The following is an 11,987-nucleotide window of genomic DNA, read 5'->3' as shown; positions in this document are numbered from 1 at the left end:
ACGATGAGCGCGCTGCCGCCCTTGCCCCGTGGATCGAGGACTACAACACTCGACGCCGTCACAGCGCACTCGGCGGCAAGCCCCCGATCAGCCGTCTGGCACCAACCTGATGGCCGGGTACATCTAGGAGGTCGTGGGCTCGACGCCCGCCAGCGCCGGGATCTCGCCGGCGACGCCCGGCCGCCAGGTGATGTCCGCCTGGTCCATGCGCGGGCGCCAGGACCGCATCGCCGAGCGGTGCGGCTCCGCGATCGCGAAGGCCCGCGCCGCCCCGGCGTCGTCCCACCACGACACCGTCGTGAACCGGCGCGCCAGCGGCTGGGCGCGCATGCGCACCGAGCGGGCACCGGGGCTCCGCACGGCCTGCCGGTACGTGGCGAGGGACGTGCGGAAGAACATCGGCACGTCCCGGAGCCGCCGCAGGTGCAGGCGGGTGTCGACGACGACGCCGGGTCCGGGGCCCGGAGCGGGCGAGGTCCAGGCGAGGTCGGGGATCAGGCCCATGACTCCTCCTTCGACTTAACGGGTGTAAAGCAGCGTAGGCCCGTTCCTTAACGGCTGTAAAGTGTTTTCGTGCCCGCCCGCGACCTCCGTGCCGACCTCGTCGCCGCGGCCACCACGCTGCTCGAGCGCGAGGGCTCGATCGCCGCCGTGAGCCTGCGCGGCGTGGCGCGCGAGGCCGGCGTCAGCGCACCCGCGGTCTACGGCCACTTCGCCGACCTGGACGAGCTGCTGCGCGCCGTCCTGGACGAGGGTTTCGAGCAGCTGCGGTCGGCGGTGCTGGAGGCCGTCGAGCGCGAGTCCGACCCGGTGCGACGGCTGCTCGCCGGGTGCCGGACCTACGTGCTGGCCGGCCTCGCCGCACCGGCGCGGTACCGCGCCATGTTCGGTCCGCGGAAGCCCGACAGCGCCGAGATGGCGTTCGCCGTCCTGGTGCAGGGCATCGAGGCCTGCGTCGGGGCGGGCCGATCCCGCAGCCTCGACCCGCGCGAGGAGGCCACCCTGGTGTGGACGGCGCTGCACGGCGTGGTCACCTTGCGGTCGGCCGCGCCCGCGCCGGGCTGGCCGGACCTCGACGGGCAGCTGTCGGCGCTGGTGGAGCGGCTGGCGCTGCTGATTCCGCCGGTCAGCTGAGGGCGCGGACCGTCTCCACGGCGGCGACGGCGAACGCCAGGAACAGGCCTGCGGCGCCGTCCGGGCCGACCGGGCGGACCGGCCGCGGTCCGTGTGAGGATCGGCGCATGCCGGACGCCATCTCCCCCGAGGACCCGTTCCCGCGCACGCGGATCACCGTCAAGGACGCCGAGATGGCGTACGTGGACGTCGGCACCGGGGAGTCGATCGTCTTCCTGCACGGCAACCCGACGTCGTCCTACCTGTGGCGCAACGTGATCCCGCACGTCCAGCACCTCGGTCGCTGCGTCGCCCCCGACCTCATCGGCATGGGAGAGTCCGACAAGCTGCCCGACCCGGCCCCGGGCACGTACTCGTTCGACACGCACGCCGCCTACCTGGAGGAGTTCCTGGACCGGGTCTTCGTCGGCGACCGCATCACGCTCGTCCTGCACGACTGGGGTTCCGGGCTCGGCTTCGACTGGGCCGCCCGCCACCCGGACCGGGTCCGCGGCATCGCCTTCACCGAGGCGATCGTCATGCCGGTCACCTGGGACGACTGGCCCGCCGACGCGCGCAACATCTTCCAGCTGATGCGCGGCCCGAACGGCGAGGCCGCCGTGCTGGACAAGAACGTGTTCGTCGAGAAGATCCTGCCGGCGTCGGTGGCCCGCGGGCTCACCCCCGAGGCGCACGACCGGTACCGCGCGCCGTTCACCGGGCGCGAGGACCGCTGGCCGACGCTCGAGTGGCCCCGTCAGCTGCCGATCGAGGGGGAGCCGGCGGCCGTGGTGGAGCGGGTGCAGCAGTACGGGGAGTGGCTGGCCGGCAGCGACGTCCCCAAGCTGTTCATCGACGCCGACCCCGGCTCGATCCTGGTCGGCCGCCAGCGGGAGTTCGTGCGCAGCTGGCCGGCGCTCACCGAGGTCACCGTCGCGGGCAGCCACTTCGTCCCGGAGGACTCGCCGCACGAGATCGGGCGCGCGGTGGCCGACTGGCTGCGCACGCTCGCGTAGTCAGACCAGCGCGCGGACGGTCTCCACGGCGGCGACGACGGCGAAGACGAGGAACAGCCCCGCGGCCACCCGGCGGATGAGCGCGATCGGCAGCCGGTCGGCGAGGTTCTTGCCGAGGAACACGGCGAGGCCGGAGACGACGAGCAGGGCGGCCCAGGAGCCGACGAACACCGAGAGCGGCGCGTCGTAGCGCGCGGCCAGGCCCGCGGTGGCGAGCTGGGACAGGTCGCCCCACTCGGCGGCGAAGAGCACGCCGAAGGAGATGGCGGCCGCCCGCAGGAACGACGTCTGCTCGCGGACGTCGGCGGCCTCGCCGGCGTCCTCGGCGCCCGCGGTGGCGCTGCGCCAGAGGATCACCGCGCCGACCAGGAACAGCAGCGCGACGACGCCGGTGACCAGCGCCTGGGGCAGCAGGGACAGCAGCGAGCCCGCGGTGACCGCGATCGCCACCTGCAGGCCGAACGCGGTGCCGACGCCGACGAACACCGGCAGTGGCGGGAAGCGGGTGGCCAGCACCAGGCTGGCGAAGAGCGTCTTGTCAGGGAGCTCGACCGGCAGCACCAGGACGAACGCGGCCAGGACGACCGACCAGATCACGACGAACCCTTCTCGCACGGCACTGCCGGGCGGGGCTCGGGCAGGCGACCTCTCGGTGGACCACGGTAGCGGCCGTCGAGCGGTGCGCGACGTGGGGTCAGGGAGCGGGGACGACGGGGCCGGGCTCCGGTCGCGGGGTGGGGACGCGCGCCTCCCGCCGGGCGGCCTTGACCCGGTACATGGCGGCGTCGGAGGCGGCCAGCGCGGAGTCCGGCGTCTCGCCGGGACCGCACAGCGCCACCCCGATGCTGATGCCGACGGCGTGCTCCGCGCCGTTGGCCTGGCGCAGGGGCTCGTCGAAGGCGGCGGTGATCCGGTCGGCGATGACCTGGGCGGCCCGCTGGGAGCCGGCCTCCGGGCACAGGACGACGAACTCGTCACCGCCGATGCGCGCGACGGTGTCGCCGGGGCGGATCGCGGCGGCGAGCCGGCGGGCGGCCACCACCAGCACCTCGTCCCCGGCGGCGTGCCCGGCGGTGTCGTTGACCGGCTTGAACCCGTCGAGGTCGCAGTAGAGGACGGCCATCTGCCGGCGCGCCCGCTCCGCGGCGGCGAGGGTCTGGTCGAGCCGGTCGAGCAGCAGGTTCCGGTTGGGCAGGCCGGTGAGCGGGTCGTGCAGCGCGGCGTCCCGCAGCGCCTCCTCGAGCGCCCGCTGCTCGGTGACGTCGGTGAGGGTGACGACGATGCCCAGCAGCGAGCCGTCGGCGTCGTGCACCTGGACGCCCGAACCGGACACCCTGCGCAGGGGCCGGTCGGGGAGGGCGATGCCCATCTCGGCGTCGTCCACGCGGCCCTCGGTGTAGACCCGGCTGAAGGGCACGTCGCCGTAGGCGAGGGGCGTTCCGTGGACGTCGGTGAGCCCGAAGGTCCTCGGGATGTCCTCGACCGCGACCGTCGGGTCGGCGTCGAGGCCGTGCCAGGCGCGGGCGGCGGCGTTGAAGAGGGTGACCCGCCCCTCGGCGTCCCCGCCGATGACCCCCACGGGCAGCACCTCCAGCAGCGACTGCGTGAACGCGGTGGAGCGGGCGAGCTCCTGGTGCGCCCGCGCCGTCTCGGCTCGGGCCAGCTGGCTGGCGGCGGCGAGGTCGGCGAGCTCGCGGGTCTGCTGCGCGGCCCGCACCAGCGTGCCCACGGCGGCGGCGACGTCGGCGAGCCGGGCGCGCTCCTCGTCGGTGAAGGCGTGCGGCGTGGAGCCGAAGACGCAGATGGCGGCGACCGTGCGGCCGTCGACGACCACCGGGACGGTGCCGAAGGCGCGCATCCGCGCCCGGCGGCCGTCCACCCAGGGGCTGCGGGCGAACCCGGGGTCGTCGGTCAGGTCGTCGCAGGTCTGGACGCCGGACCCCCGCTCGAGCACCGTCGCGACGATCGAGCCCGCGCGCGGCCAGGCGGCGCCCCGGAAGCCGTGGACCGCCATGACGTGCATGACGGCGGTGTCCATGGTGATCACCGCGGCGGAGGGCATGTTCGTGACCGCGGCGGCCACCCGCACCAGGCCCTCGAGCGCGGGGTCGGCGTCCATGAGGGGGAGGTCCACGTCCGGATGCCCGGGCGCCGGCGTGTGCCCGGCCGTGCTGGTCATCCTGTGTCCCCCCGCCGACGTGGCCGGCGCATCCGGTCCGTCCAGTCTCGCAACGGCGCGCGCCGCCGCCTGGTTGAGGGACGGCGTGTCGATTCCCCCGCACGGGTAGGTCCGCGGCTCCCCCGGACATTCCCCTGGTCGAGAACTCCGGTGCGCCGGGGCGCCGTCGGGTCTACCGTCCCGGTCATGCGCCGACATTGATCCGCACCGCCCCCGCTGCCCCCGGCGGCCAGGCCGCTCGCCCGCCTCGCCATCGGCTGGGCCGCGCTCTCCGAGTGGGTGCCGCTGTACCCGCTGTACGCCCTGCTGTTCCTCGACGCCGGGGTGTCCGCCACCGAGCTCTCGGTGCTGTTCGGCCTCTGGTCGGTCACCGGCCTGGTGGCCGAGGTGCCGGCGGGGCTGCTCGCCGACCGGTGGTCCCGGCGGGGCGTGCTCGTGCTCGCCGGGGTGCTCCAGGCGGCGGCCTTCGTCGTCTGGACGGCGGCCCCCTCGACCGGCGCCTTCGCGCTCGGCTTCGTCCTCTGGGGCCTGGGCGGCGCGGGCACGTCGGGCACCGCGGAGGCCCTCGTGCACGACGGGCTGGCCGAGGTCGGCGCGGCGCACTGCTTCGCCCGGGTGAACGCCGCCATGACCGCCGCCGAGCTGCTCGTGCAGGTGCCGACGGCGTTCGCGGCGACGGTCCTGCACGCGTTCGGCGGCTACCCGCTGGTGGGGTGGGTCAGCGCGGTCGTCTGCCTGGCCGCCGCCGGGCTGGCGCTGCGGTTCCCCGAGGCGGCGGTCGACGGCGGGGACGACGACGAGCCGACCCCGGGCCCCGGCGCGCTGCTGCGCCGTCCGGCCCTGCTCGCCGCCGTCCTGGCCGTGGCCCTGGTCGGCGGCCTGGACGCGATCGAGGAGTACTTCCCGGTGCTCGTGGCCGAGCGCGGCGTGCCCGGGCTCGCGGTCCCGGCGGCCGTGCTGGTCGTCTCGCTCGCCGGGGCCGCCGGCGCCGCGCTCGGCGGCCGGCTGGTGCGCCCTCCGGGCCGCGTGCTGGGCGGGCTGCTGGTCGCCGCGGGGGCGGGGCTGCTGCTCGCCGCCGCGACGGCCGGGCCGCCGGTGGTGGTCGTGCTGGGCCTGGCCTACGGCGTCTACCTGGCGGTGCTGGTGGCCGCGGAGGCCGAGCTGCAGCGGCGGATCAGCGGCCCGTACCGCGCGACCATCACCTCGGTCGCCGGTGCCGGGGTCGAGCTGTCGTCACTCCTGGTCTTCGCGGCCTGGGCCGGTGGCGGCGGCGGGGCGGTCGCGCTGCTCGTGCTCGCCGTCGTCCCCGTCGTGGTGCTCGGGCTGCGCCGCCGGGGCTGATCCGGCCAGCGGCAGTGACAGCCGCGGCAGCAAGACCTGCACCAGCGGGCCGATCCCCAGCGCGTAGATGACGGTGCCGATCCCGAGGGTGCCGCCCAGCAGCCAGCCGGTGGCCACGACGGCGATCTCCACGGAGGTCCGCACCAGCCGCACCGACCGCCCGGTGCACCGGACCAGGCCGGTCATCAGCCCGTCGCGCGGCCCCGGGCCCAGGTGCACGCCGATGTACGCGGCGGTGGCGACGGCGTTCAACAGCACCCCGGCGGCCAGGAACCCGACGCGGGCGGCCGGCGCCGTCGGTGCCGGCAGGACGGCGAGGGTCGCGTCCACGGCGAGGCCGATGACGACGACGTTGCTGACCGTGCCGAGGCCGGGGCGCTGCCGCATCGGGATCCACGCCAGGAGGACGAGGACCCCGACCGCGATGGTGACCGTCCCGATCGTCCAGCCGAGCCGGCCCGCCAGCCCCTGGTGGAGCACGTCCCACGGCATCACGCCGAGCGCGGAGCGGACCAGCAGCGCCATGGAGGCGCCGTAGAGGGCCAGCCCCGCGTAGAGCTGGAGCAGCCGCCGGGGCGTCCCCGCGACGGTGGCGGGCGCGCCGGCCAGCAGGAAGCGGTCGATCACCACGTCATCCTCACCCGGTCGCGGCCGGCCGGCCGCAGGCCAATCGCGGAGGTGGCCTGCTGCCCTGGACGGCCTTCGTCGAGAGGCGTCAGCCCCGGAGCGGGGGCGGCTCGGCCGGCGGGCCGACCGGGTGGGCCGCCTCCGCAGCGGCCGTGGCGGCGCGCAGGACCTCCTTGACCGGCAGTTCACGGGCGCGGGCCAGCGCGGCGACGTCCTCGTACTCGACGCTCACGTTCACGACCCGGTCGCCGGAGACGGCGAGCTTCACGCCGACGGGGGCGCCGAGCACCTCGACCGTGGCGTGCGCCCGCTCCAGGGCGACCTTGCCGACCTCGACCACCCGCAGCCCGATCGTCGACGTCGTCGCGAAGACGGCGGCCTGCACGGCGGCCACCACCTCGGGAGGGCACAGCGCGGACAGGGTGTGCGCCGGGCGGCCCTTCTTCATCAGGATCGGGGTGAGCCACGCGTCCCAGGCGCCGGCGGCGAGGAGGGCGTCGAGGACGCCCGGCCACAGCCGCGGGTCGAGGTCGTCGACGTTGGCCTCCAGGACCACCGGGCGGGCCGGCGCGGGCTCGGCGGGCTCGCCCAGCACCAGCCGGACGACGTTGGGCAGCTGCTCCGGGTCGCGGCCGCCGGCGCCCACGCCCACGCGCTCGACGCGGAGCGCGGGCAGCGTCGTCCACTCCTCCACCCGGGCGGCGAGCAGGGCCGCGCCGGTGGGCGTGCACATCTCGGCCGGCACCGCGCCGGCGTGCACCGGCACCCCGGCGAGCAGCTCCAGCACCGCCGGGCCCGGGATCGGGACGACGCCGTGCGCCCCGCGGGCCGAGCCGCTGCCCAGCGCGACGGGCGAGGCGGTGAGCCGCGACAGCTCCAGGTGCTCGAAGGAGGCGACCACCCCCACGACGTCGGCCAGGGCGTCCAGCGCCCCGACCTCGTGGAAGTGCACGCGCTCCGGGTCGATGCGGTGCACCCGGCCCTCCGCGACGGCCAGCCGCTGGAACACCGCCAGCGCGCCGTCGCGCACCGGTGGGGGCAGCGCCGAGGAGTGCAGCAGCGCCCGGACGTCGGCCCAGGTGCGCAGCACGTCCGACGGCGGCGCGTGCACGTGCACCCGGGTGGCGCCGAGCCCGTGGCGGGTCACCTGCTCGGTGGTCAGCCGCACCTGCTCGACGGGGAGCGCGGCGATCGCCTCGGCCGGCACGTCCAGCGGCACCCCGGCGTCGACGAGGGCGCCCAGCAGCATGTCGCCCGAGGCCCCGGCCGCGAGGTCCAGCCAGCCGATGGTCACGGCCGCCGCGCGCTCCTCCGCGCGACGCGGGCGGCGAAGATGCCGGCCGAGCAGCCGTCGTCGACCGAGGTGACGACCACGCCGGTCCCCGCGGGGTGCAGCATCGACACGAGCGCGCCCAGCCCGCCGAGGCCGCCGGGGTGCGCGGCCGACGTCGGCACCGCGACCACCGGGACGTCGGTGCGCGCGGCGAGCGAGGTCACGACCGCGGCGTCGGCGCCGGCGACGACGACCAGGCAGTCGGTGCCGTCGGGCACGGAGCCGTCCTCGACGCGGACCACCTCCGTGCCGGAGGCCCGGGCCACGAACGCCGCCTCCGCGGCGACGACGGGGTCGGCGCCCGCGGCGCGCAGCACGGTGGTGCGGCCGGCCGGCTCGGGCAGCGGGCCGACGACGGCGGCCATCGCGGCGCCGTCCATGGTGGTGGCCGGTCCGTGCTCGCCGGCCACCGCCACCAGCGTCTCCGCGGCGGCGCGCAGCACGAGCACCGGGCGGTCGGGGGTGTCGCGGCGCGCCTGGCGGACCAGGGCCAGCACCTCGTCGACCGTGCGGCCCGGAGCCCGGACCACCGCGGGGCCGACCTCCTCGGCGGGGCGGTGCGCGGGCGCGGTCGGCACGAGCAGCGGCTCCCCCGGGCGCGCGGTGCCCAGCGGGGCGTGCGCGTCGCCGAGCAGCGCGGCGAAGCCGGCCGCCTCCTCGCGGACGGCCGCGGCGGCGCGGGCGGCGTCCTCCGCCGGGCCGGGCCCGTCGGGCACCTGGCGCACGGGAGCGGCGGGGGACGGCTGCGCGACGCCGTCGGTGGCTCGCGTCTGGGTGAGCGCCGACAGCCGCACCACGCGGTCGCGGCCGCCGCGCTTGGCCTCGTAGAGCACGCCGTCGGCGGCCGCGAACAGGGTCTTGCGGTCGTCACCCCGGGTGGCCGAGGCGATGCCGGCGCTGATGGTCACCGGGACGTCCAGGCCGAGATCCACCCACGGGTAGCGGGCGACCGAGGCCCGGATCCGCTCCAGCGCCCGCTCGGCCTGCTCGGCGGTCGTCTCGGGCAGCAGGATGACGAACTCGTCGCCGGCCCAGCGGCACACCTCGTCGGTGTCGCGGACTCCGGCGACCAGCAGCTCGCCGATGGTCCGCAGCACGGCGTCGCCGGCGGGGTGCCCGGCGGTGTCGTTGATCGCCTTGAAGGTGTCGACGTCGACCACGGCCAGCGCCGGGACGTCGCCCGCCGCCAGCAGCCCGTCCAGCCGCGCCTCGGCGTAGCGCCGGTTGGGCAGGTGGGTGAGCGGGTCCTCGTAGGCCTGCCGGCGAAGCTGACCGGCGGCGCGCTCGGTCTCCAGCAGGCTCTTGCGCCGGCCGAACAGCTCGACCCAGCGGGTGCGCCGCTCGTCGACCCGGTCCAGCTCGTCGGCGAGGTAGGCCTGCAGGTACGGGAGCGCCCGCCCGGCGTCGTCGAGGTCGGCGTGCAGCGTGCACAGCTCGCGGAGGGCGGCGCGGCGCAGCCGCGGCAGGCCGTGCTCGGTGGCCAGGGTCAGCGCGGCGACCAGGTGCTCGTCGGCGGCGTGGCCCTCACCCTGCCGGCGCAGCGCGCGCCCCAGGGCCAGCTGCGCCGAGGCCATGCGGTCGCGGTCGGCGGTGGCGGCGGAGAGCCGCACGGCGGCGCGCAGCGGCCCGACCGCGGCCGTCTGCTCGCCCATGCCGACCAGGGCCCACCCGTGCACGACCTGGGCGGGGACGACGCCGGGGGAGTCCGGCGGCAGCTGCACGAGCGCCTGCTCGGCCAGCGCGCGGGCCTCGGCGAAGTACGGTGCGGCCGACTCGGGAGCACCGTCGTCCAGGAGCCCCTCGCCCAGCTCGGCGCAGAGCTCGCCGAGGCGGGTGGCGGCGACGGCGACGAGCACGTCCGGGTCGTCCTCCGCGGCGGCGGGGCCGGTGGCGACCGCCTGGGCGGCCTCGAGCGAGCGGCGCTGGTAGTCCAGGGCCAGCGGCATCAGCTCCAGGTCGGCGAGCACCCCGGCCAGCGTCCCGAGCGTGTCCACCAGCAGCGGGCTGGGCGCCAGCCCCGGGTCGAGCAGGCTGGCGGCCTCGACGGCCTCGTCCATCGCGGCGTCGATCCGGCGCGAGAGCAGCTCGATGCGGGCGTGCCGGGCCAGGCCGGCGGCGCGCTGCAGGGCGTCGTCGGAGGCGTCGAACGCGGCCTTCGCCGAGCGGACCAGGGCGATGGCCAGCGCCGCGCGCGAGGCGGACTCCGACCGCGGGTCGGGCTCGGTGCCGTCGGGGGAGCCCTCGTCGGCGCCGTCGATCAGCCCGGCGACGCCCGCGTGCAGGTCGAGGGCCGGCTCGGCGGCGGAGACCGGGTCGCCGACGAGCGTGAACCCGGCGACGCGGAGCCGGCGCACCAGCAGCTCGGCGCGCAGGGTGTCGGCCCACGCGCGGCCGAGCGACACCGGGGCGCCCTCGGGCGCGTCGGCGGCCGGGGTGGCCGCGACGTAGGGCGACGGGTCCCGCTCGACCCCGGCGAGCAGCTGCTCGGCGTCGTCGAGCTGCCAGTTGCTGAGGGCGGCGGTCACCCGGTGGTGCAGGGCTCCCGGTGGCACGAGCGCACTGTGCAGGTCGTCACCGACAGTGTCGAGGAGGTCACGCTGAACGCGCCGTCCCTCGTCCCTCCCGCCCCACGCGTGCAGGATGGTCACGCACTCGCCCCGCGATCCGCCGGCCCGACCTCGGCGGGCCCGTGCGCGCGGACCCGGTTGCGGCCGAGGCGCTTGGCGGAGAAGAGGTGCAGGTCGGCGGTGTCGAACAGCGACCGCCAGCCGGTGACCGGGCTCGGCTGGCCGTCGGTCACCGCGGGCGCGGTCGCGACGCCGATGCTGACCGTCACCGGCGCGGAGAGCTCCAGGTCCCGCCAGTCGGCCTCGGCGACCGCCGAGCGCAGCCGCTCCATCACCACCACGGCCTGCGCCTCGGTCGCCGTCGGCAGCACGACGAGGAACTCGTCACCGGCCCAGCGGTAGACCTCGTCGCCGGTGCGGCTGTGCTCGCGCAGCAGGTCGGCGACCCGGCGCAGGACGGCGTCCCCGTGGGTGTGCGACGTGTCGTCGTTGACCTCCTTGAACCGGTCGACGTCGACGACGGCCAGCGACAGCGGCTCCTCGCCCAGCCGCAGGGCGCCCAGCCGCCGCTCGGCGCTGCGCCGGTTGCCCAGCCCGGTGAGCGGGTCCTCCAGGGCGTGCCGCCGGAGCACCGCCTCCTGGCGCTCGGCCTCGCGCAGCCGGCTGCGGCGGACGAACATCTCCGCCCACAGCGCCCGGCCGCGGGCGTGCGCCCGGCCGGTGTCGGCGCGGTAGGCCTCCAGCCAGTGCAGCGCCTCGGCGGGGCGACCGAGGTCGGCGTTGCCCTGCCCGAGCTCGAGCAGGCTCTGCCGGTAGCGGCGGCGGTCACCGGCGGCGGCGAAGGCACCGGAGGCCTCGACCAGCAGGTCGATCGCCTCCTCGCCGGGAGCGGTGCGCCCGTCGCGCGCGGCGAGCGCCGAGAGCACCCGGGCCAGCGCCAGGTCGGCGTACCCCCGCAGCCACGGGCCGCCGTCCCGCTGCAGCGCGCGCCGCACGCGGCGCAGCGGCCCGAGGGCGGCGTCCGGGTCGCCGCTGCACATCAGCGCCCAGGCCTGCACCACGTCGAGCAGGTCGGCGTCGGCCTGGTCGGGCGACCAGTCCAGCTCCCGCGCGCCGGTGGCGCAGGTGATCGCCTCGCCGGCGAGCTCGGCGGAGCGCTCGGTCTCCCCGCGGCGGCGCATCGTCTGCGCGAGCTCGACGTGCTGGCGGGCCGAGAGCAGCAGCAGCCGCCCGCGGTCGTCGACGTCGGGCAGGGCCGCGGCCACCTGGTGCCCGCGGACGGCGTGGTGGACGGCGAGCTCCTCCAGGTCGAGGCCGGAGAGCGCCATCGACAGCCAGCGGTGGGCCTGCAGCAGGGCACGGGACGGCGGCGCGGACGGCCCGTCGGTGAGCAGGCTGGCGTCGACGGCGAGCAGCATCGCGGAGTCGAGGTGGTCGGCGGTCGTCTCGACGTGCGCCAGGTAGGCCATGAGCAGCGCCGTCTCGGCCGACACCGGGCAGGCGTCGAGCTGCTCGCGGGCGGCCGCGATCCCGGCGGCGGCCGCGCCGGGTTCGCCGTCCACCAGGGCGCGGCGGGCGCCGAATGCGTGCCGCCAGGCCGGCCAGGGCGCGCCGAGGTCGTCGGTGAAGGCCTCGTCGGCCTCGTCGACGAGGGCGAGGAAGGGGGCGTGGTCCTCCCGGTCGCTGGCGTCGAGCAGCCGCCACAGGAGGGTCTGCAGGGCGCCGGGAGCGACGCGGGCCGGACGGGCGGTCACGCATCCCTCCCTCCGCGGTGGGGCCCCGGAGGGCCGGTCCTGCCGGTTCCCGACACC

At 77.0% G+C, this 11,987-nt stretch carries 11 protein-coding genes; 4 read left to right on the top strand and 7 right to left on the bottom strand.

All coding sequences use genetic code 11. From position 1 onward, the window contains the following. A partial coding sequence (locus ACI79P_RS18305; RefSeq protein WP_456582493.1) for an integrase core domain-containing protein occupies positions 1-110 on the top strand: 110 nt, incomplete at its 5' end. Between the two features lie 13 nt (positions 111-123). On the opposite strand, the gene ACI79P_RS18300 is transcribed toward ACI79P_RS18305, so the two are convergent. Continuing rightward, positions 124-504 (bottom strand): hypothetical protein, encoded by a 381-nt coding sequence (locus ACI79P_RS18300; RefSeq protein WP_456582490.1) that lies wholly within the window; start codon positions 502-504, stop codon positions 124-126. Between the two features lie 69 nt (positions 505-573). Between ACI79P_RS18300 and ACI79P_RS18295 the strand changes: the two genes are divergently transcribed. Both ACI79P_RS18295 and ACI79P_RS18290 read left to right on the top strand, forming a co-directional pair. Continuing rightward, on the top strand, positions 574-1,134 hold the full coding sequence (locus ACI79P_RS18295) for a TetR/AcrR family transcriptional regulator (RefSeq protein WP_456582489.1): 561 nt from the start codon (positions 574-576) through the stop codon (positions 1,132-1,134). Between the two features lie 107 nt (positions 1,135-1,241). Next, a complete protein-coding gene (locus tag ACI79P_RS18290) occupies positions 1,242-2,129 on the top strand; it encodes a haloalkane dehalogenase (RefSeq protein ID WP_456582488.1) in 888 nt (295 codons plus the stop codon). On the opposite strand, the gene ACI79P_RS18285 is transcribed toward ACI79P_RS18290, so the two are convergent. Further along, on the bottom strand, positions 2,130-2,726 hold the full coding sequence (locus tag ACI79P_RS18285; RefSeq protein ID WP_456582487.1) for a TMEM165/GDT1 family protein: 597 nt from the start codon (positions 2,724-2,726) through the stop codon (positions 2,130-2,132). It abuts the gene before it with no gap. A gap of 97 nt (positions 2,727-2,823) precedes the next feature. Continuing rightward, positions 2,824-4,308: a diguanylate cyclase domain-containing protein gene (locus ACI79P_RS18280; RefSeq protein WP_456582486.1), complete on the bottom strand. Its 1,485-nt coding sequence runs from the start codon at positions 4,306-4,308 to the stop codon at positions 2,824-2,826. A gap of 279 nt (positions 4,309-4,587) precedes the next feature. Between ACI79P_RS18280 and ACI79P_RS18275 the strand changes: the two genes are divergently transcribed. Continuing rightward, complete coding sequence (locus tag ACI79P_RS18275; RefSeq protein WP_456582485.1) at positions 4,588-5,649, top strand: MFS transporter; 1,062 nt, start codon at positions 4,588-4,590, stop codon at positions 5,647-5,649. Here ACI79P_RS18275 and yczE read toward each other — a convergent pair. From yczE to ACI79P_RS18255, 4 genes are all read right to left on the bottom strand, one after another. Further along, complete coding sequence (gene yczE, locus ACI79P_RS18270) at positions 5,542-6,276, bottom strand: membrane protein YczE (RefSeq protein ID WP_456582484.1); 735 nt, start codon at positions 6,274-6,276, stop codon at positions 5,542-5,544. The two genes, ACI79P_RS18275 and yczE, sit on opposite strands and share 108 nt — an antisense overlap. 88 nt (positions 6,277-6,364) lie before the next feature. Beyond that, positions 6,365-7,570 carry a nickel pincer cofactor biosynthesis protein LarC gene (gene larC, locus ACI79P_RS18265; RefSeq protein WP_456582483.1) on the bottom strand — a complete coding sequence of 402 codons (1,206 nt, stop codon included), beginning with the start codon at positions 7,568-7,570 and terminating at the stop codon, positions 6,365-6,367. Continuing rightward, positions 7,567-10,161, bottom strand: coding sequence for a diguanylate cyclase domain-containing protein (locus ACI79P_RS18260; RefSeq protein WP_456582482.1), 2,595 nt, complete (start codon positions 10,159-10,161; stop codon positions 7,567-7,569). The genes larC and ACI79P_RS18260 overlap by 4 nt, the downstream gene beginning before the upstream one ends. 92 nt (positions 10,162-10,253) lie before the next feature. Beyond that, positions 10,254-11,930: a diguanylate cyclase gene (locus tag ACI79P_RS18255; protein ID WP_456582481.1), complete on the bottom strand. Its 1,677-nt coding sequence runs from the start codon at positions 11,928-11,930 to the stop codon at positions 10,254-10,256. Positions 11,931-11,987: the final 57 nt, after the last annotated feature.

Source organism: Blastococcus sp. SYSU DS0510, assembly GCF_054050835.1.
The sequence above is the reverse complement of the archived record's forward strand: the minus strand, read 5'-3'. Positions and strand labels throughout refer to the sequence as shown.

What these genes read in the sequence shown, in the direction of transcription:
- ACI79P_RS18290 (WP_456582488.1), top strand. Translation starts at nt 1,242, where the DNA reads ATGCCGGACGCCATCTCCCCCGAGGACCCGTTCCCGCGCACGCGGATC.
- ACI79P_RS18280 (WP_456582486.1), bottom strand. Translation starts at nt 4,308, where the DNA reads ATGACCAGCACGGCCGGGCACACGCCGGCGCCCGGGCATCCGGACGTG.
- ACI79P_RS18300 (WP_456582490.1), bottom strand. Translation starts at nt 504, where the DNA reads ATGGGCCTGATCCCCGACCTCGCCTGGACCTCGCCCGCTCCGGGCCCC.